At 63.3% G+C, this 21411-nt stretch carries 15 protein-coding genes; 3 read left to right on the forward strand and 12 right to left on the reverse strand.

Annotation, left to right across the window (positions count from 1 at the left end; genetic code table 11):
• Positions 1 to 2: 2 nt before the first annotated feature.
• Entirely contained in the window at positions 3 to 476 is a 474-nt protein-coding gene (locus tag ACT89H_RS06495) for a hypothetical protein (RefSeq protein ID WP_445107590.1), read from the reverse strand.
• Between ACT89H_RS06495 and ACT89H_RS06500 the strand changes: the two genes are divergently transcribed.
• The gene (locus tag ACT89H_RS06500) at positions 475 to 1044 is read left to right on the forward strand and encodes a site-specific integrase (protein WP_445107591.1); all 570 of its coding nucleotides are present in this window, start codon (positions 475 to 477) and stop codon (positions 1042 to 1044) included. The genes ACT89H_RS06495 and ACT89H_RS06500 overlap by 2 nt on opposite strands.
• 63 nt (positions 1045 to 1107) lie before the next feature.
• Here the strand turns inward: ACT89H_RS06500 and ACT89H_RS06505 are convergent, their stop codons facing one another.
• The gene (locus ACT89H_RS06505; protein ID WP_445108238.1) at positions 1108 to 1665 is read right to left on the reverse strand and encodes a sugar O-acetyltransferase; all 558 of its coding nucleotides are present in this window, start codon (positions 1663 to 1665) and stop codon (positions 1108 to 1110) included.
• Between the two features lie 288 nt (positions 1666 to 1953).
• Here ACT89H_RS06505 and ACT89H_RS06510 point away from each other — a divergent pair, with 288 nt between their 5' ends.
• Entirely contained in the window at positions 1954 to 5694 is a 3741-nt protein-coding gene (locus ACT89H_RS06510) for a beta strand repeat-containing protein (protein WP_445107592.1), read from the forward strand.
• Between the two features lie 231 nt (positions 5695 to 5925).
• On the opposite strand, the gene ACT89H_RS06515 is transcribed toward ACT89H_RS06510, so the two are convergent.
• Positions 5926 to 9324 carry a protein kinase domain-containing protein gene (locus ACT89H_RS06515; RefSeq protein WP_445107593.1) on the reverse strand — a complete coding sequence of 1133 codons (3399 nt, stop codon included), beginning with the start codon at positions 9322 to 9324 and terminating at the stop codon, positions 5926 to 5928.
• 729 nt (positions 9325 to 10053) lie between these two features.
• On the opposite strand from ACT89H_RS06515, the gene ACT89H_RS06520 reads away from it, so the two are divergent.
• Positions 10054 to 10581 carry a MarR family winged helix-turn-helix transcriptional regulator gene (locus ACT89H_RS06520; RefSeq protein WP_445107594.1) on the forward strand — a complete coding sequence of 176 codons (528 nt, stop codon included), beginning with the start codon at positions 10054 to 10056 and terminating at the stop codon, positions 10579 to 10581.
• Between the two features lie 35 nt (positions 10582 to 10616).
• Here ACT89H_RS06520 and ACT89H_RS06525 read toward each other — a convergent pair whose 3' ends face one another.
• From ACT89H_RS06525 to ACT89H_RS06565, 9 genes are all read right to left on the reverse strand, one after another.
• Positions 10617 to 12026 carry a hypothetical protein gene (locus ACT89H_RS06525; protein WP_445107595.1) on the reverse strand — a complete coding sequence of 470 codons (1410 nt, stop codon included), beginning with the start codon at positions 12024 to 12026 and terminating at the stop codon, positions 10617 to 10619.
• A 193-nt stretch (positions 12027 to 12219) separates the two neighbouring features.
• Positions 12220 to 13275, reverse strand: a complete 1056-nt coding sequence (locus ACT89H_RS06530; RefSeq protein WP_445107596.1) for a 2,5-dihydroxypyridine 5,6-dioxygenase NicX family protein — start codon at positions 13273 to 13275, stop codon at positions 12220 to 12222.
• Between the two features lie 50 nt (positions 13276 to 13325).
• Positions 13326 to 14198, reverse strand: a complete 873-nt coding sequence (purU, locus tag ACT89H_RS06535) for a formyltetrahydrofolate deformylase (protein ID WP_445107597.1) — start codon at positions 14196 to 14198, stop codon at positions 13326 to 13328.
• A gap of 36 nt (positions 14199 to 14234) precedes the next feature.
• Complete coding sequence (locus ACT89H_RS06540) at positions 14235 to 15116, reverse strand: methylenetetrahydrofolate reductase (protein ID WP_445107598.1); 882 nt, start codon at positions 15114 to 15116, stop codon at positions 14235 to 14237.
• A 451-nt stretch (positions 15117 to 15567) separates the two neighbouring features.
• The gene (locus tag ACT89H_RS06545) at positions 15568 to 16449 is read right to left on the reverse strand and encodes an alpha/beta hydrolase (RefSeq protein WP_445107599.1); all 882 of its coding nucleotides are present in this window, start codon (positions 16447 to 16449) and stop codon (positions 15568 to 15570) included.
• Between the two features lie 49 nt (positions 16450 to 16498).
• Positions 16499 to 17506, reverse strand: a complete 1008-nt coding sequence (locus ACT89H_RS06550; protein WP_445107600.1) for an NAD(P)/FAD-dependent oxidoreductase — start codon at positions 17504 to 17506, stop codon at positions 16499 to 16501.
• A complete protein-coding gene (locus tag ACT89H_RS06555) occupies positions 17503 to 18630 on the reverse strand; it encodes an NAD(P)-dependent alcohol dehydrogenase (RefSeq protein ID WP_445107601.1) in 1128 nt (375 codons plus the stop codon). Before ACT89H_RS06555 ends, ACT89H_RS06550 begins: the two co-directional genes overlap by 4 nt.
• Before the next feature lie 72 nt (positions 18631 to 18702).
• Complete coding sequence (locus tag ACT89H_RS06560; protein ID WP_445107602.1) at positions 18703 to 20208, reverse strand: class I adenylate-forming enzyme family protein; 1506 nt, start codon at positions 20206 to 20208, stop codon at positions 18703 to 18705.
• A 173-nt stretch (positions 20209 to 20381) separates the two neighbouring features.
• Complete coding sequence (locus tag ACT89H_RS06565) at positions 20382 to 21278, reverse strand: SDR family NAD(P)-dependent oxidoreductase (protein ID WP_445107603.1); 897 nt, start codon at positions 21276 to 21278, stop codon at positions 20382 to 20384.
• Between the last annotated feature and the right edge of the window lie 133 nt (positions 21279 to 21411).

Consider the following 21411-nt stretch of genomic DNA (forward strand, 5'->3'; position numbering starts at 1 on the left):
CGTCACACGCTTCCTCTGCGGCCGCGCCGACGGCTCGATCCCCTTGAGACACAACGCCCTTCGACGAACTCAAGCCCTGGCGCGCGGCCGCGCACCTGCGCGAACTGCTGATGAGCTGCGGCCTGCTGCTGGTCGTTGACAAGCAACTGCTGTTCTTCCAGCGCTGGCTGCCCGGTCACCTCGCCTCGATCAGCAACCGCCATCATCGCCGGATCGTGAAAGAGTTCGCCACCTGGAAGGTCCAGCCCTGGCTGCGGGCGCGGGCCGAACGCGGACCATTGACCCCGGGCAGCCGCCGCAACGCCGGCGCTCAGATCATGCGGGCCGCCGAGTTCCTGGCCTGGCTCAGTGAATCCGATCTGACTCTGCGCCGCTGCGACCAGGCCCACCCTCGATCGCTGGCACGCCACCCATCTGGTCCACCAGCGCGCCAGCTGCAAGCCGTTCTTCGACTGGGCGAAATCCACCGGCCGCATGCCGCGACTGGACATCCCGGCCACACCAGCGCGGCCCGGCCAGCCGCTCACCCAGCACCGGCGCCTGCAGATCCTCCGGAAGCTCCTGACCGACAACGCGATCGACCTCCGGTTGCGTGTCGCGTTCACGCTGCTGCTGCTCTACGGTCAGCCGCTCAGCAGAATCGTGCGGCTCACCGTCGACGACGTCATCACCAACGACAATGGTGTCTCGATCCGGTTCGGGGAACCATCGACGCCGGTTCCCGAGCCTTTCGCCGGGCTGGTCCTCGATCTGATCGACCACCGAACCAATATGCGGACCGCGACGAACCCGAACTCCCGCTGGCTGTTTCCGGGCCGCCGCGCGGGCCAGCCGCTCCGCCCCGAAACCTCGGCCAGCAGTCCGCCAAGACCGGCGTTCCCACCATCACCGGCCCGGGTCTCCGCCTTACGGCAGCTCGTCCTGCAAGCACCGGCACCGGTCGTCGCCGACGCCCTCGGCATCCACTACACCACCGCCCACCGCCACCGCGAGCACGCCGGCGGCACCTGGAACCGCTACGCATCAGGCGACCACGAGCGATGACGGCTGACAGCATTTCGGCTGAGCCCCGAACCCGAGACCGCCGTCACGACTGAACTTCCCCTGCTAGAGCCGTCGGATGATCCGGCAAGGATTTCCCGCAGCGAAGACCTGCGCGGGAAGGTCTTTCGTGACGACGCTGCCGGCGCCGACGACTGTATTCGAGCCGATCGTGACACCGGGGCAGACGATGACGCCGCTGCCCAGCCACACGTTGTCGCCGATGGCGATCGGAGCTGCCGTCTCCCAGCGCTGACGGCGCAGTTCATGGTCTTCCATCGGATGCAGGGCGGTCAGCAACTGCGCACGCGGACCGATCGATACATCATCGCCGATGACGACGGGAGCGCAGTCCATCACGATCGCGTCGTAGTTCAGAAAACTGTTGCGGCCCATTGTGATCAGATGGCCGTAGTCACACTGAAACCTCGGCATGATCCATGAACCCTCGCCGATAGCGCCGAGCAACTTCGCGAGGATCGCACGGCGTTCGGAATCCTCGCCTGATCTAGTTGCGTTGAATCGGTCCAGCAACACCTGACACGCACGGCGCTCAGCCACCAGCTCCGGATCGTTGTCCCGATACAACTCGCCCCGAAGCATGCGCGCTTTGTCCATCCCCATGACACGATCCTGCCCCACTGACCGCACCCCTACACCGACTACCTGAATACCGGCCCCTGCGAGTCCGGAACCCCGGATAGGGAGCTGGACACCGGCGCCAGGTACTGCGCCCACCGAGCGGGCGACCGGCCGAACCCGATAGGAAATCCAAACCGGACGAAAACGGACTGAGTATTCATTGCCGAAGTGCTGCCGCAGGAGGGTTACTGGGTACAAGCGGTTGCCAGGCTAGGTCCTGTGCTGCTGTGGCAGAACGGATTTCACCGACTACTGGTTAGAAGGCATGAAATGGCACCTGTTATCACCTCGCTGACACCCTCTTCCGGCCCTGCGGCCGGGTTCAACTCTGTGATCATCACCGGCTCCGGATTCAGTGGTGTCGGTCCCTTGACGGTCCGATTCGGCACGAACGCAACGACATTCACCATCGACTCCGATACCCAGATCACCGCCATCGCTCCGCCTGGAACGGGCACGGTGAACGTCACCGTACAGGCACTGCTGGACGGCACGAGCAACCCGCTGCCCTACACCTACGCCGGGGTTCCTACCTTGACCAGCATCAATCCGGCTTCGGGGTCGGCTGCCGGTGGGACAACGGTCGTGCTGACCGGGACGAACCTGACCGGCGCGACCGCAGTAAGTTTCGGTGGCACCCCGGCGACCTCGTTCACCGTCAACTCGTCGACGCAGATCACGGCAGTGGCGCCCGCCCATTCAGCCGGGACCGTATCGGTCATTGTCACTACGGCTGGCGGAACGAGTAATGGTGTCTCCTACACCTACGTTGCGGTGCCCACCCTCACCACGGTGGTGCCCAACGCGGGGTCGGTGACCGGCGGGACCACGGTCGTGCTGACCGGGACGAACCTGACCGGCGCGACCGCAGTAAGTTTCGGTGGCACCCCGGCAACCTCGTTCACCGTGAACTCGTCGACGCAGATCACGGCAGTGGCACCCGCCCATTCAGCCGGGACCGTATCGGTCACCGTCACCACCGTCGGCGGAACCAGCAACGGCGTCGCCTACACCTACGTTGCGGTACCGACACTGACCACAATCACCCCGAACGCCGGTCCGGTGACCGGCGGGACCACGGTCGTGCTGACCGGGACGAACCTGACCGGCGCGACCGCAGTAAGTTTCGGTGGCACCCCAGCCACTTCGTTCACCGTGAACTCGTCGACGCAGATCACCGCGGTGGCACCCGCCCATTCAGCGGGAGCCGTATCGGTCACCGTCACCACCGTCGGCGGAACCAGCAACGGTGTCGCCTACACCTACGTTGCAGTGCCCACCCTCACCACGGTGGTGCCCAACGCGGGGCCGGTGACCGGCGGCACGACCGTCGTGCTGACCGGAACGAACCTGACCGGCGCGACCGCAGTAAGTTTCGGTGGCACCCCGGCGACCTCGTTCACCGTGAACTCGTCGACGCAGATCACGGCAGTGGCGCCCGCCCATTCAGCCGGGACCGTATCGGTCACCGTCACCACCGTCGGCGGAACCAGCAACGGCGTCGCCTACACCTACGTTGCGGTACCGACGCTGACCACAATCACCCCGAACGCCGGTCCGGTGACCGGCGGCACCACGGTCGTGCTGACGGGAACAGGTCTGACCGGCGCGACCGCCGTGAATTTCGGTGCCACCCCGGCGACCTCGTTCACCGTGAATTCCGACACCCAGATCACGGCGGTCGCTCCTGTCGGGTCGGCGGGGACGATACTGGTCACTGTCACCACAGCTGGCGGAACGAGTAATGGTGTCGCCTACACCTACGTTGCGGTGCCCACCCTCACCACGGTGGTGCCCAACGCGGGGTCGGTGACCGGCGGCACGACCGTCGTGCTGACCGGAACGAACCTGACCGGCGCGACCGCAGTAAGTTTCGGTGGCACCCCAGCCACTTCGTTCACCGTCAACTCGTCGACGCAGATCACGGCAGTGGCTCCGGCCGGCTCGGCCGGAACGGTGTCGGTCACTGTCACTACCGTGGGCGGAACGAGTAATGGTGTCTCCTACACCTACGTTGCGGTGCCCACCCTCACCACCGTGGTGCCCAACGCGGGTCCGGTGACCGGCGGGACCACGGTCGTGCTGACCGGAACAGGTCTGACCGGTGCGACCGCAGTGAATTTCGGTGCCACCCCGGCGACCTCGTTCACCGTGAATTCCGACACCCAGATCACCGCCGTCGCCCCAGCTGGGGCAGCAGGCACGGTGTCGGTCACGGTCACCACCGTAGGCGGAACCAGCAACGGTGTCGCTTACACCTACGTTGCGGTGCCCACCCTCACCACGGTGGTGCCCAACGCGGGGCCGGTGGCCGGCGGGACCACGGTCGTACTGACCGGGACAGGTCTGACCGGTGCGAGCGCCGTGAATTTCGGTGGCACACCCGCAACCTCGTTCACCGTCGACTCCGACACCCAGATCACCGCCGTCGCTCCTGCCGGATCGGCCGGAACGGTGTCGGTCACCGTCACCACCGTGGGCGGAACCAGCAACGGCGTCGCCTACACCTACGTTGCCCTGCCGACACTGACCACAATCACCCCGAACGCCGGTCCGGTAACCGGCGGAACCACGGTCGTACTCACCGGGACGAACCTGACCGGCGCGACCGCAGTGAATTTCGGTGCCACCCCGGCAACCTCGTTCACCGTCAACTCGTCGACGCAGATCACCGCTGTGGCTCCGGCTGGGTCGGCCGGAACGGTGTCGGTCACCGTCACCACCGTCGGCGGAACCAGCAACGGGGTTTCCTACACCTACGTCGCGGTGCCCACCCTCACCACGGTGGTGCCCAACATCGGGCCGGTGACCGGCGGGACCACGGTCGTGCTCACTGGAACGAACCTGACCGGCGCGACCGCAGTGAATTTCGGTGCCACCCCGGCAACGTCGTTCACCGTCGACTCGTCGACGCAGATCACGGCCATCGCTCCCGCCGGCACAGCCGGGACGACACTGGTCACGGTCACCACCGTGGGTGGAACCAGCAACGGCGTCGCCTACACCTACGTCGCGGTGCCCACCCTCACCACGGCGGTGCCCAACGCGGGGCCGGTGGCCGGCGGGACCACGGTCGTACTGACGGGAACAGGTCTGACGGGTGCGAGCGCCGTGAATTTCGGTGGCACACCCGCAACCTCGTTCACCGTCGACTCGTCGACGCAGATCACGGCCATCGCTCCGGCCGGCACAGCCGGGACGACACTGGTCACAGTCACCACCGTCGGTGGAACCAGCAACGGCGTCGCCTTCACCTATGCGGCGGTGCCGACGCTGACCACGGTGGTGCCCAACATCGGGCCGGTGACCGGTGGGACCACGGTCGTGCTCACCGGGACAAATCTGACGGGCGCTACCGCGGTCAGTTTCGGTGGCACCCCGGCGACTTCGTTCAGTGTCGACTCCGCAACCCAGATCACGGCCATCGTCCCCGCCGGGTCGGCCGGGACAATACTGGTGACCGTCACCACCGCGGGGGGAACGAGTAACGGCGTCGCCTACACCTACGTCGCGGTTCCCGCTCTGACCGCCATCGCTCCCAACACAGGTCCGGTGGCAGGTGGGACCACGGTCGTGCTCACCGGAACAGGACTGACCGGTGCGACCGCGGTGAATTTCGGTGCCACCCCGGCAACCTCGTTCACCGTCGACTCCGACACCCAGATCACGGCGGTCACCCCCGCCGGGACCGCCGGGGCGACACTGGTCACCGTCACCACCGCGGGAGGAACCGTCGACGGCGTCTCCTTCACCTACGCGGCGGTGCCCACCCTGACCGCGGTAAGTCCGACTTCGGGCACCACAGCCGGCGGCACCACGGTCACCATCACCGGGACAGCATTGACGGGCGCCACCGCGGTCAGTTTCGGTGGCACGCCGGCGACCTCGTTCAGTGTCGACTCCGACACCCAGATCACGGCCATCTCTCCGGCCGGGGCGGCCGGGACGATACTGGTCACCGTCACCACCGCGGGAGGAACGAGTAACGGAATCTCCTACACCTACGTCTGACAGTTGGCGTGGCCGGGCCGTCGGTGGGCAATTTGCCTGCCGACGGCCCGATCACGTTGCGGTCGTCGAGTGCGGCCGCCACTGTGGATGGCAATTGCCAGCGTGCTCGACGACCTCCTCGCACCCAGCATGCACATGTACTTGGAATGCGAAGCTATGCAGGGCCACGCCAGCGCCAAGCGCTATCGCCCTGGTCGCGACGCTGCGCGAGTGCGACTCCGGTATGGGCGCCTACTGCTGCTCGAATTCTGCAAGGACCTGACGTAGGAACGGCCGCGTCGGACCCGATATCCGTGTTGTCTTGCTATAGACCATCTCGATAATCGGCAGAAGCCGGCGACCGCTGTCTACCACAACTCGCACGAGGCCCTGCTCGGCACAACGGTCCAGGGCGGAGTGCAGCATCGACGTCGCCTGCGCCGTTTTCCCTGTCGCCGCGAGACAACATCCGTACAGCAGCTGTGCGTGCAGCAGCGCCCGCGGCCGCTGCTGCCTCGCTATTCGACGGACCAGGCGCTCGGCGCGTCGGCGTGCCCGATCAGCCGATTCGGCAGAGCCCTCGGAAAGGAGTAGCCGAATGGCTGAGTCCTGCTCCAATTCCGCCGCCAGGGCCAACCCACGAGTGGTCTGCTCTACGAAAGGGCCGAGGTTCTCGAGGGCCTCCCTCTCGCCGTCGCTGATCGGTAGACCCAAGCGAACGCGCTCGTTGACGATCCGCGCGGCCAGCCGCGGAAGCCGCAGTTCGGCAGCCATGTCAGCCCCTTCTTCCAAGCGCTGCTCCACCGCTGCAAGCTCGCCCCGCACTGCGGCCAGGCGCACGCCGGTACCGTAGGCGGCGAGTGGATAGTCGACCATACCGCCCTCGAGGTGCATCCCGGTCTCGATCAATTGCTCGGCCTCGATGAATTGTCCCTTCTCGTATAACAATTCACCGAGCAGCGAGCTGGCAAGCCGAGTAGCGTGTGACTGGCTGCCGGTTTTCAGAGCGAGTTGCAACGCGTTGCGGTACAGCGTCTCCGCCGCTTCGACATCAAGCCGCTCGGCGGCTGCCATGCCTGCGAAGCAGTCAGCATGCATCAGGGCGAAAGGGCCCTGTGCAAGCGGTCGATACGGCTGGAGCCACTGATGCCAGCGGTCGGTCTCGACGAAGTCGAAACGATACAATGCCGCCATCATAGTCGTCAGTGCGAGTGCCTGCGCCAGGAAGGGCCTGGGCTGCCGATCAGCAAGTGCGGCAAGCTGGTCCGGAATTCTGGCCGGATGATCGGTTATCAGCGCGATGGCGGTGCGAGCAAGCATGATCTCGAGAGCGGCCTCGCCGTCGGCCGATGCTGCGGCGAGCAATGCCTCGGCCCGGTCCAGTGCGGCTGACGCCTCAGTGGGGCGCTGCACGGTGATATCAGCCCAAGCAGTTTGAATCTGCAATCTGGGAGCGAGATTGGTCAGCGATTCGGGCAATTTTGCCGCCAATCCTGAAAAAGTCGCGTTCCTGGAGAGCAGCAATAGTTCTTCGGCATGGTCTTCCACCAGCGTGATCGCGCGGTCCGCGGCGTCCGCGGACAACGCGTGATCCACGGCTTCTGCGAGGAAACCGTGCATGGCGAACCACTCCGATGAGACGAGGTGAAGCTCCTCGAGCAGGCCCGGATGGCGGCGGATGAGAGTCCTCCGCAGAAAATCGGCGAACAGCCCATGGTACCGAAACCACTGCAGATCGTCATCGAGGCCGCGCAGGAACAGATCGCGCTGTCGTATCTCCTCCAGCATCTCTTGTCCGGAAGGTACGCCGGTGAGCAACTCGGCCAGATCACCGCAGATCCGGTCGGAAACCGCAGTCCTCATCAGGAACTCGATCACCTCGGGTTCGAGCCGGCCGATCACGTTTTCCATCAGGTATTCGCCGATGGCGAAATTTCGTCCGGAAACTCGGCTGATGTAAGCGCCGGGATCCTTTTGGCCTCGAAGCGATAACGACGCCAGTTGTAGCGCAGCCGCCCAACCTTCGGTCGACTCACGTAGCCGATTCACCTCCTCCGGCGTCAACGACAGACCGTCGATGTCGGCGAGAAAGGCGGCGGCCTCGTCGTCATCGAACCGCAAAGCGACCTCATCGATCTCGATGAGCTCGTCGCGAACACGCATACGACCCAGGGGCAGACCCTTGCGGCTACGGCTGGTGATCACCATTCGAAGGTGATGACATCCACGGTCGAGTAGAAACTCCATTGCCTCGATCGCCGTCGGACTGGTTACCCGGTGCCAATCGTCGACGACAACGGCCACGGGCTGATCGTTGCGATGGATCTCATCGATCACTGTGGCCATGACCTGCTGCACCGCGTCACCGGAGCGTTCCTCGAGCATCGCCGTCAGTCCGGTCGCCACTTCCGGAAACGCGCGGCGAACCGCTTCGATGAGGTGTGAGAGGAACCAGATGACGTTGTTGTCGTCGGAATCTACCGATAGCCAGCCGACTCGAACGCCCTGGGATACAAGAACATCCGCCCATTCCGACGCCAGGGTGCTCTTGCCGAAACCGGCAGGCCCGTGAATCAAGACCAGTCGACGCGGTCCCCCGTCGCGCAGTGTGTCGAGCAGGTGACGCCGCTGCACCGGCGGACGTGATGCCGTGGGTGGCCGATAGCGGGTCGATGGTGTCGGCACCAGGGCACGAGCCAATTCCCCGCCGGTCTCAGGTCTCCGCGGCTTGCTCGCTTCGGCGCGCGGTATCTGCACTTCGGCCGGCAGCATCATAGAATCCACCGCAAGCCCCGCGGAGTACTGGACATTACGCAGCACTTCGCCGAACGCCTGCGCCGTGACCGGTCGTTCTGCCGGATTTGTGGCCATCGCGGATTCGATCGCGGCGCACAGCGACGCCGGAACCCCATCGCCCCGCAGGTCCGGAACCGGCTGGCAGGTTATGCGCACGAACTGTGCCACCAAGGATTCACCATGCTGTCGCTCGAAAGCCGCGCGGCCGGTCAGCAAGCAGAACAGCGTGGCACCGAGGCTGTAGATGTCGCCAGAAGGGGCGGGTTCGGCGCCCTGGAGAACCTCCGGGGCGATGAACGCCGGAGTGCCCGCGACAAAGCCGTCCGCAGATACGAAGCCATCCACCATGCAGGCAATGCCGAAATCGCTCAACTGCGGCTCACCATAATCGGTGAGCAGAATATTGTCCGGGTTCACATCCCGATGCACGGTTCCCCGAATGTGCGCAGTAGCCAGCGCACCGGCAATCTTCACCCCGACGCTGAGAACTTCCTCCCACGGCAGCGGGCCGTCGGCCCGTATCCTCTCCAGCAACGAACCTCTGGAATGAAACGGCATGACGAGGTAAGCCCGGCCGCTCGCAGTAAGTTCTGCGTGCAGTACCTGCACGATATGCGGATGGGCAGCAAAACTGCCCATCGACCGCTGTTCTCGCAGAAACCGCGATCTCTCCTCGTCGGTTACCTCGGAATCGAGTACCTTCACCGCGACAACCCGGTCCAGAAAATTCTCGACGCATCGATAAACGACGCCGAAGCCGCCGCGACCGATTTCCTGCGCATCGCCGAAACCCGCAGCAGCCAATTCGGCTTCTATTCTGGTGCCCAGATCCGGCTTCGTTTCCTCGTCTTGCATCGCCCACTCAGCCGGCCGGATTTCCGAACACATCGGTGATCGAAATACGAGTAGCCTTGCCAGGCGCTACAATTGGTCGACCGCCCGAACGTCGAGATTGCTTCCTGGCTACGGTCGCCGCCAAATCGGGGTTCCGGACGATCAATGGTGTCCGCCCGACTCACTCGAGCACTTGCGGAAGAGAGCATCCGGTAAACCCCGCGGCTTCGGCGCCGAGTTTCGCGCACCCGGCAGCGGTGCTGGAATGTCGTGTGAGGCGACACCCAGTGCCGTGAGCAGACGACCTGGTCGGTCAACGCCACGATCCGGACCGGGAAGTTGGACCGCGCTCGCACGCAGGCGATTCGACCACACTGTTTCGCTCCTTGGAAACACACCTGACAGGGTGGCCTCGACGGTACCGGTGGCACCGGCCCCGCGACTTCTTTTCGGACAGATTGACGCCATCCAGGCTGTGACGCGTTTGCCGGTGTAGCTCCGAGCGCCGCATCATCGGTCCGGGACTCGCCCGCTTTCCTCCTATCCGTACCTGCTGCCGACGGTGATCGCGCCGACTTCGGCTCAGCCGGAGTGTGGCGGTGTGGCTACCTCTAGTGGATGGCAGCCTTGTGGCGAGTGGACCCGCCGGTCCGAGTGAGATCGGCATTCGGCGTCAGCTCAATCGCATGATATCTCATATAATCGACATGACATACCCACCAGATACGAATTCGAAGCATCGGGGAACCCATGGACAACGGATCGACTACCTCCGACCCGGTCGCGGCGCGCGGCAACGCCAGCCCGTCACCGACGCGAGAAAAATCGGCACCTCCACTGCACGACACGGCCTTTGTGACAGAGGAATTTCTCCCCTACTTGCTACACCAGACAACGAATACATGGGACCGTAAATGGAAGCGGGCCCTGAAGCGCTCATCGGTCAACACCAGACAATGGCGTGTGCTGTCGATCTTGAACCGCTCTCCAGGACTGTCGCTGACGGAACTGATGGAACGGACCGCAATTGATCAACCGACCCTGAGCCGGATGATCGATCAACTGAGCGGCCTCGGCATGGTGAAGCGTGAAATCTCCGAGCAGGACGCGCGCTTCCTTCGCCTTTCCCTGACCGAGCGAGGCGAAGCGCTGGTCGAGGAAATCTGGCCGATAGCGTGGGCGAACTACCGGATCGGTGTCGCCGACCTGATGCCGGAGGAAGAGGCGTTATTGATCAAGCTGTTGAAGCGCGTTCTGGACAGCTTGCAGGCCGACTGACCCGAACATTCATGGCCGTGGTTCGCCGGCAGCGATCAGGCGTCGCGACTGCGACGCACGATCCGCTGCGCCTCCCGGTCGTACGGAGCCGGAGCGATCTGCGCCCGGATCGTCGTCTGCTCGTGGCGCTCGACCTGGCTCTTTCGCGATCCCCCGTCGGGTTCACCCCATGTGATCGCGACCTCGGAGCCGATCGTCGCACGCCCGCGGTCGATAACGGCCAGCGAGATGATGTCACCCAAAGGATTCTGGTACGCGGCATGCCGTGACAGGCCGATCAGATCACCCTTCAGCGATCGAACCTCGTCGAACTGACTCCAGGCATAGCTGACCAACGGAAGGTCGATCGACTTGTACCGCGGGCCCGACCCGAACTGCGACATCATCACCCGCTGGACATCGTTCCGATTCCAGACCAAGGTCACTTTCGCCCGTTTCGCCTCCTCCGGCACGCGCTGGAGCGCTTCCCGACCATGAAATTCGTGATCGAATTTGATCAAATTTCCGTAGCCGTGGTCGAATGGAGTGGCGTAATAATCGCTGATTTCAGGGGTCAGGAAGCTACCGCCGAGTTCGAAATTCGCTTCGTATGTCGTCGCGGGAAGATATTTTCGATATTCCGATAGTTCGGGGTCGGTGAAGATCCCGGGCAATGGATATGCCATCCAGCCACTCTGGTAGTTGGTGTAATACGCCGTCATTCCGAACGGCTTCAGTCCGAGATCCTTACCGGCATCCAGAATGAAGGAGCGAACAGCTTGCTCCTCGGCGAACGGACCGGAGATCTCGACCGAAAACGAACCCGTCATACCATGCCGGAGCGCCAAGACGTCGTGACCGGCGATCCGCACCGTCTTGGTGCGGAAGAAGGGGATATCCGGGGTGGTTCCCTCGACGACCCGGTCGAAGATCTCCTTGGCCTTGGGGCCGGCCAGCTCGAATCGATACTTGAGTCGAGTTCCGGCCGGATTCAGGTTGGAGGACTCGTCCCGGGTGAGCTCGACGTCGTATCCGCCCTGTTTCGCCTGGTACTCCACCCAATTTTGAACGGGAGCACCGCTCACCAGTTCGAAGCTGTCCTCCCCGTTCCGATACAAAATGCAGTCCCCGATGAGGTGGCCACCGGGCGTGCAGGCAATGAGCTGCTTTGCCCGATCGAGCGAGAAGTTCTCGAAAGTGTTGATTGCGATCGACTTCAGCAGGTCGAACGCTCCGGGACCCTCGACGTATAGCTCGGGCATGTTGTGTGACTGATGCAGCAGGACGGCGGTCTCCGCCGCCGCTGTCTGTTCGTCGCGCCAGTTCGAAAAGGCAGGCGGGACCGACGCCCCCTTTGCCCCCGTTGCCCGCGACGAGTGCAGCGGCTTGACTTCGTTGTATAGGTATTCGACCAAATTCGGCGTACGGTCGATGAATTCCTGCAGGCTCTCGGTATTGCTCGCCATCTCGCACCTCTTCTCCGTGGCGGCGATGCCTGCCGCCGGGTATGGTCCTCGCGGGACCTTTCGACCGCGGCCGGAACGCAGACCATTGGTCTTCGCGCTGTCCGACCGCTGCAAAACTTGTAGTGCGCCGATCCGCGTCGGCGACCGCCAGGTACTTCTACCCCACGGGGCCGCCGACGACCGGCTTCCGCAATCAGATGGTCGGCGCGACCACCAGGCGCTCGTCTGTGAATCGGCCTTCCTCGAGTACAGCTTTGCCGTCGAGCAGCACGGTGCAGTCGGACATGGGGATGTCGATGTGCCCCTTCGTCGACCGTGTGCCGCCGTGCTCGGTATTGGGTCCGGTGGAGAACAGGAAGTTGCCCGCGTAGACACGTGCGGCGGCGGTGAGCCGGTTCAGCTGCGCATTGACGTGGAAGATGTAGTCGCGGTGCGCGTTCGGATGCAGACCGAAGCCGAGATGCGAGACGGCATAGGGATCCATGTCGTCCTCCGACACCTTGTTGCGATCGAGCCAGTGCCTGAACTCGCGGGCATCGGCACTGCCCTCGACCTTGCGAATGAAGCCGTCGCGAATCTCCAGGCGGATCTCCGACTCCACGACGCGTGCGAAGGGAAGGATCCACATATCGCCGGGCTGGATGACTACTGTCCCGTTGGCGCTGCCCTCGTCTGGGCAGTTGGTGATGTGGCCCGCGCCCCACATGTCCATGCGGCCCGCTTCATCCGCAAACCCATACTGCGACTTCACATTCAGCTCGCCGCGCGTCCAGGTCAATTCGGTGCCCGCCTGATTGAGCAGCGTGATCTCGTGAGCGCCGCTCCACAATTCCGCGGCGTGTAGCACCGCCGGCTTCAAGCCCGGCGGGGAAAGCAGCCTTTCCAGCTCCACCGGGCCATCGATGATGGTCTGGATGCGCACTCCGGCGTCACGTAGCGCACGCGACCAGCTCGCGAAGTTCGGTGCGTGGAAGGTGACCACCAGCTGGCATTGCCGGAGCGCGGCCATCACCCCTTCGGCACCGGTAATGCCGTCAGCGGCTACCCGACTCGGGTCCGGCAACGAGCTGAAGCCGAGCTCGAAAGCGAACGCACCGAGCTCCTTGAGGGCATGGGACGCCGCGGCCACATAGTCGCGGGGAGTGTTCAGATTGGTCAGGAGGGCTACCGTCTCTCCCGGCACGACCTTGCACTGCTCGAGGTTTTTCTGGAACAGGCTGGCCAGCTGGACCTGCTGCATCAGGGACATATAGAGCACGCTTTCTCTTCGTAATCTTGTTTGAGGTCACACAAGGTCGGCTACCCCAGAACGACGGTCTTGTTGCCATTGAGGAATACCCGGTTCTCCACGTGCCCCCGGACCGCGCGCGCGAGCGCGCGGCACTCGGCTTCCCGGCCGCGGGCGACGAGGTCCTGCACCGACATCGAGTGATCGACCTGTACCAATTCCTGCTCGATGATCGGGCCCTCATCGAGATCGCTCGTCACGTAGTGAGCGGTTGCCCCGATGAGCTTGACGCCACGCGCATGGGCTTGATGATAGGGGCGCGCGCCCTTGAAGCTGGGCAGCATCGAGTGGTGGATGTTGATCGCCCGCCCCTCCAGCTCCTTACACAAGGTCTCGGACAAAATCTGCATGTAGCGGGCCAGCACGACCAGATCGATCTGTTCGCGCTGGATGAGCTCGAGCAGCTGGGCCTCCGCTTCCCGCTTCGTATCCGGAGTGAGCGGAATATGCTCGAAAGGCACGCTGTAATGGTCGGCGAAAGGGCGCAGATCGGGGTGGTTGGAGATCACCGCCACCACATCGATGTTCACATCGGCCATGAATGTGCGAAACAGCAGGTCGTTGAGGCAGTGAGCGAATTTGCTGACCAGGATGGCGACTCGCTGGCGCGCCGAAGCATCCACGAGCCGCCACCGCATCCGCAAGTCTGCCGCGAGTGGAGCGAACTGATGCCGCAGTGTGGCAATGTCCAACTGCCTGTGCGTATCGGCGTGGCCGAATTCCACTCGCATGAAGAATGTGCCGCTATCGGGATCGCCGAACTGTTTGCTCTCGAGGATCGTGCAGCACCGATCGACGAGAAAGCCGGCGACGGCGTGCACTATGCCCGGTACGTCGGGGCAGGACAGGGCGAGAACGCCCCGCCGGGCGCGCTGATCGGTCATCGTGCTGATTCCTTCGAGGTGGACTGATCCGGATCGTCAGCGAGCGCGGCGAGACATGCGCGACGCCACGCTTCGGTTTTCGCCAGTTCGTTGAATGTGAACACGTGAAAACCGTGCAAGTTGTTGTCCGGCATGCCGAGGTGCGCTGCCAGCTTTTCGACCAAAGGGCCGGGCTGGTACCCCGCCGGGTAGCAGGAACCGCCAGAAAAGGCTTTGCTGCTTCTGCAGGAACCGGGCGGACTGTCCCAGACCCAGACCCGCGGAGATGCGGATCAGCTTCTGCCGGTTCACCGCTCCCGGAATCCCGACTCGCACCGGAAGATCCACCCCCGATCGCTTCAAGGAACGCGCCCAATCGGCCGTAGTCGGTGCCGCGAAGCAGAGCTGGGTGATCACTTGGGTGGCATGGGGTGCCTTGCGAGCCAAGGCCTGGTCGATGATTTCGCCGGCGATGTGCCCGTGCCCTTCGGGGTACCCCCCGATACCGATATGGTCAAAGGAATGACCGCGAACCCGCAGTTCCTCCAGTAGAGACAGGGCGTCGGTGAAACGCCCCACAGGCTCTCGGGCATCGCCACCGACGACGAAGATGCCCCGAACCTTGGACTCCGACAGCCGCGCGGCAATGTCGTCCAAATGATCGCCGTCACGGACCAGGCGCGCAGCCAGATGGGGCGCTACGTCGTATCCTTGCTCGGCCAGTCGCACCGCAAGGTCCAGCGTCGGGCCGAGCCCCTTGGCCTCCGTGGTGGTCACGGTCAGCGAAATATCCCGTGGGACATGGGAAAGCACCTGCTCGTCCGTGCCCTTGAACGGGAGCACCTCATAACTGATCGTCGCGAGGGCTCGCGTCAGCAGATCGCGCGTGGGCTGATCGGCAGGTCGCCCTCGCCGGCCGGCGTTTCGGCTGTTCAACACAGAATCGTTCCTTCCTCGGCGCGGTAGCGAGCCGGTCGTCGACACCCCCGAAGATTGCATCGTTCTTCATATGAGTTTACATATAAGTGGGCGGGGACACGCTGCGGAACCGGATCGCGGCCCCGTTGGCACTGCTGTGCGGGGACGAGTCCGACAACCGTGTGGTCCGGGCGACCTTGGTGGACGGACGGCGGCGCTCATGCCGTTACCTGATTCCGTATTTTCCAGGGGCGATGACACCGTTCGGGTCGACGGCATGCTTGATCGTGGCGGTCAAGCGGCCGAGTGCCGGAAGGCGCCAGCCGGCCGGCCGACGATCACCACCGGGCAACCGATTGAACCCATAGGCCGCCAACGTCTCCGGTGACGTATCCACGGCGCCCGCACCCAAAGCTGTTCGGGCAGCGGCCAAAAATGAATCGGACATAATATTCTTCCTCTCCCACACGACTCAGATCAGCGCAGCCTCGACATCTGCCCACCAGAAGTGCCCGGGATCGGCGAGTGCCAGATGCGTGTCGTAATGGTCATGGCCGGCCAACACCCGCCGACTCGTCTCGGTACCCACCGCACGCAGCTTCTCGTACATCTCCTGTGTGGAATTCTGGATTCTTTCGATGTCACCTTCTGCCAATACCATATGAATGGGTACCGACCCCGTTTGTATCTGATACACCGGGCTGGCCTGCACATCGTCGTCGGGCTGCTCGAGGAAATACTTGTAAATTCGTTCCGCGACACTCCCTTCGGGACGCGTATCCGCACACACGGTCATCGAACCCGAGACGGAATACGCCCCACGGAAGGGCTCTGCCGGCAAACCGTGCTTTTTGTACAGGTCCTTGCGGAGCGCGGCGAGAGCGGCGAGATGACCGCCGGCCGAATGCCCTGCGAGGATTATTCGATCTCGATCGATGCCCAGCAGCTCGGCATGCGAGTGCACCCATCCGAGCATTTCCAGGGCATCTTCGAGATGGCTCGGATACTTCCGCCGTGGGGCGAGCCCGTAGCTGGGCGCGAGGAAAACCGCGTTCAAGGTGTGCGCCGCAGGCGCCATGAAGCCGCACCAGTAGGAGTAGCCGACGGTCCAGCCGCCACCGTGCATGAAGATGATCGCAGGCCGACCGCGGCCGCCGGGTTCTGGATCGTAGACATCGATGACCTGCTGCGGGTCCGGACCGTACTGTTTCCGGCTCGGAGCGGGCACGACATCGAGCGCCCGGCGAGTCGCCGCGACGGCCAGTTCCACATATTCTTTGGCTCTCGGATTACCGATAGCTATCTGCTCCGGAAAAGCAGCCGGATCAAGAAAAGCGGTGGCATCGAAGGACAATTCATCTCCTCGTTCTCGTGGCGGGCGTGACATCCCGAAACGCATTTTGTCACCGGCCTGCCGACGGCGAATCAGTGGAATGTCCAGGGAATAACGACTCTTCCGGGCTGATGCGGACCGCCGCGTTGTTGACCGCCGTCGCGGCCTCACCGAAGCCCACAGCGATCAGTCGGACCTTGCCGCGGTAGTCGGAGACGTCGCCGGCTGCGTAGACACCGGGAATGTTTGTCTCCATAGCGCTGTCGACTGCGATATACCGGTTGGCTACGATCTCCATCCCCCAGTTGCGGATCGGACCAAGGTTCGCGGTGAAGCCCAAGGCGGCGATCACCGCATCGGCCGACCGCGCCAGTTTCGTGCCGTCGGATTTCGTGATCTCCACGTGCTCAACGTGTCCGGCTCCACCCACCGCCGTGATCTCCGCGTCGGTGATCACCTGCACCGTGGAGTTCTTCAGCTGCCCCACCGTGTGCGCGTGCGCACGAAATGCGGATCGGCGGTGGACAAGTGTCACGGAGCGAGCGAGCGGCTCCAAGGCGAGCGCCCAATCGCAAGCGCTGTCGCCGCCACCAACTACGACAACGTCCTGATCCTTGTGGGCCTCGAGCTCCGGAATGAAGTACGAGACCCCAGATCCGAGCCAACCGGACCCGGCCGATAGCGGACGGGGCGTGAACGTGCCGATGCCCGCACTGACCACCACAGCACTGGCTCTGACCTCCACTCTGTCCTCCATGGTGACCACGAGTGACCCGTCGTCGAGTAATTCGAGCGTTCTGGCATTGCGCTCGAGGAGGTACACCGGGTCGAACGGAGCCGCTTGTGCTACGAGACGGTCCACCAAGTCCCGGCCCTTGACCGCTGGGAATCCGGCCACATCGAAGATCGGCTTCTCCGGGTACATCGCACTGATCTGACCGCCTGGTTCGGGCAGCGAGTCGACCACCACCGTCCGGAGACCTCGAAACCCCGCATAGTACGTGGCGAACAGCCCTACTGGGCCGGCTCCGATGATCAGCAGATCGCAGTCGAGGTCGGTCACATCGTGCTTGCTCACGGAATCAGCACCGGCTTCACCGATCGACCGCTTCGGGAAGCTTCGGCGGCCGCGTTTATTTCGGATAATGGAAACTGCTCGATCAGCTTGTCGAAGGGGAACAAGCCCTGCCGCCACCAACGGATCATCGTCGGCAGGAACACGTGCGGTGAGGCGTTGCCGACAAGTGCGTCCGTAATGGTTCGCCCGAAGATCACAGCCTGGGAGTCGATGCGCAGTTCGTCGGCAAACGCCACCAGCGCACAGGTGCCGCCTGGAGCAAGCACGTTCACCGCCGTCGAGATGACACTTGCGGCACCGCTCGTATCGAACGAATAGTCGGCGCCGCCCGTGATGTCTTGTAACTGCTCGGCGAGGTCTTCTGCCCTGCCGTCGATCGTGTGTGTCGCACCCAGTTGCTCGGCCAGGTTACGACGGCTTTCGACAATATCCACCGCGACGATGGTCTCCGCGTTGCAGACCTTCGCGGCCATCACCGCAGCCAGACCCACCGCACCCGAGCCAAAGATGACGATCGACTGCCCCGGACGGACACCCAGGGAATTCACGACCGCACCCGCGCCGGTCTGGAAGCCGCAGCCGAGGGGGCCGAGTATTTCCAACGGCAGATCGTGGTCGACCTTCACGGCGTTGTTCTCCCTCGCCACCGCATAGGTGCCGAAGGAAGACTGCCCGAACCAGGTGCTGTAAACCGGGGCGCCGTCGGAATCGATTACGGCAGAATGAACGCGGCCCAGCGCGGGGCCCGCGTTGAGATCCTGCCATCCGTCGCAGTAGTACGGCTTTCCGGCGTGGCATCGTGTGCAGTGCCCACAACTGTCGTAGCTGAGAACAACATGGTCACCGGGTGCCAGGCCGGAAACGCTGGTGCCGACCGCCTCGACGACTCCTGCCCCTTCGTGACCGAAGATCGCTGGGTGAATGTACGCTCCGGCCGCACCTGCGACGGCCAGGTCGGTATGGCAGACGCCGACTCCGGCGATTTTCACCAAAATCTCATGCGGGCCGAGACCGCTCAGCCGCATCTGCTCGAGTTGAAAGCCGCGAGTTGCGTCGCGTACGACCGCGGCGGTAAATTCGCAAACTTGCCGCGTCTGAGACATCAGATTTTCTCCTTGCGTCACCGTTGACACTATATGTTCGAATACAAAATTTCACTCGTTATAACCGAGCGGATGTCGGCCGGACCGAGATATTCAGGCGAGCGCATCTCGCAAAACATTCTTACGCACCTTGCCGGATCCTGTGCGGGGTAGCTCGTCGACTACCTTCAAAAGGCGCGGTATTTTGTAGTGAGCAAGTCCCGTGCGGCAAAATTCGCGCAGTTTCTCCAAGTCGGGCTTCCGGCCGGAGACCGGGACTACTACCGCGGTGACAGTCTCCCCATACGTATCGTGCGGAAGCCCGATTACCGCGACCTCGAGCACATCCGGGTGTCCGGCCAGGACCGATTCGATCTCGGCTGGGTAGACGTTGACACCGCCGCAGATGATCACATCTTTGATCCGACCGACAATCCACAGAAAGCCGTCGCTGTCCAAGACCCCCAGGTCACCGGTCCTGATCCAACCACCGGGAGCGAGCAACTCTGCCGTCGCTTCGCTGTTTTCCCAATACCCCGTTGTCACCGTCGGTCCGCGTTGGAGGATTTCGCCCGGTTCACCAGGTTCCGCAAGGGATCCATCCGGGCGTACGACGGAAATCTCGGTGTACATGGTCCGACTACCCACCGACCCGGTGCGGATCTCCGCATATTGTGGCAGCAGGAATGTCGACACTCCCCCGGCCTCGGTGAGGCCGTACCCCTGGTACACGTCGATTCCATAGGACCGGTACGCCTCGATCAGCGGAAGCTGGACCGGGGCCGTGCCTGCCGCGACGAGCCGCAAACTCTTCAGTTTCCCGGGTTCGAAGGACTCGTCGTTTATCAGAAGGTTGAGGATCGCCGGCACGATCATCGCCACCGTAACCCGATGCCGTGCGATCAAGTCCAGCGTGTCGGCCGGCGATCGGTAGCTCGTCAGCACGACGGTTCCGCCGCTGACGAAAACCGGCTGCGACACCGTGACGATGCCGCCGGCGAAGTAGAGAGGCGCGGTGACGATATGAATGTCCTGCTGCGTGAAATCGAAGCTTCTACTGATCGTTTCCGCGGCAAAGTGAATATTCGAATGCGTTATCATCGCCCCCTTCGGCCGCCCGGTAGTACCGGAGGTGTAGAGGATGGCGACCAGGTCATCGAAACCGACTTGCGGGAAACGGATTTCTTCAGTTCGCTGTGGGGCGGCCACGGGGTCGGCGAGTAACCGCTGCACCGCGCCGTCGACCGGCAGGAGATTGATGTCTGCCGCATCGCGGATGATCGGCTTCTTCGCGGAGTCGTAGACGAGCGCTCGAGCGCCTGAATTATCGATCAAGAACGATATTTCTGCGTCGGTCAGCTGAAGATTGACAGGAACGAAGACGGCGCCCAGTTTTGCGACTGCAAAAAATGCGAAATAGAACTCCGGACGATTTCGCATCATGCACGCGACACGCTCGCCGCGCCCGATTCCCTGGCCGCTCAGCATGCGCGCCCAGCGGTTGACCGAGTCACGGAAATCTCGCCAGGTCACTTCCCCGTCTTCAAAAATTATCGCCGGACATTCCGGCTTGACTTCAGCCCAATATTCGATCCAGCGCGTTATTGGTGCCGCGATCATTTCATACCTCCTCCGGCCACTCGAGACCCGCACCGACCGTGCACGTCGAAGCCGCGCGCATAAGTCTCATCGACTGGATCGAAAATTTCTGCTATGGCCCGCGCCAGCTGCGCAGTTATTTAGGTAACCGATCCGGACCGAGACCGGTAAGGCCGCCCTTTCAGCGATCAGGATTACTCGTCGGCGAAGGCCGGGGGAATGAGCGGCAGCTTCGCCGGAGCTCGGAAGTTGACCTCCACCAATTCCGCCAGGTCGTTCATATCCCAGGAGCCGTGCGTACTCACGACCCGGATCGGCTCCGGGATGTTGTACAGCTCGACCAGCGTGCCCCGCGCTCCCACAATCCGCCCGTTGAGCCAACTCGAGCGTTCGCTGGCAAGATAGGTGGCGATCGGGGCAATGTGCTCGGGACCGGGCGGGCCGGCCTGCATTCGCGTATCCGGAATGGTGTCGATCAGCCGTGATGCGGCGCCCGGCGAAATCGCATTGGTGGTCACGCCGTACCTGCGCAATGCGTTTGCGCAGGAGTATGTCAGGCCGACGATGCCCATTTTCGCCGCCGCATAGTTCGGCTGCCCTGCCGATCCGTGCAGGCCAGAGATCGATGTGAAGTTGATGATCCTGTTGTGTGCGTTTTCATCCCGCTGACCGCGCCAGTACCGAGCGGCCGGCTTGATGGTGTTGTAGTGCCCCTTCAGGTGCACTGCGATCACCGCGTCCCAGTCGTTCTCGTCCAGGTTGAAGATCATCTTGTCGCGCAGGATGCCCGCAGCGTTCACCAGGACATCGAGTCGACCGTACTGGTCGATCGCCGAGCGGATCATGGTCTCGGCGGCTGCGTGATCGGCGACATTCGTGTCGTCCGCCGACGCTGTGCCACCTGCTGCTCGAATTTCCCTGACCACCGACTCGGCGGGCGTTTTGTCGGCGCCGGTCCCGTCACCTGCGACACCGAGATCGTTCACGACGACCGCAGCCCCTTCGCGCGCGTACATCTTGGCGATCTCCGCACCGATACCGCGTCCGGCGCCGGTCACCACCGCGACCCGATCCTTCAACCACTCACCCATACCTCACCGATCCTCTGCTGTTCGAACGCCGCTACAGCCGTATCGTGCGTCATACTAGAATAGAGTTCTAAATTGGCTGTGGCAAGGCCTTCGCATCTTCCCTGGGTCTTCTACGGACCACCTGGTGCTGCGT

The organism is Nocardia aegles (assembly GCF_052545135.1).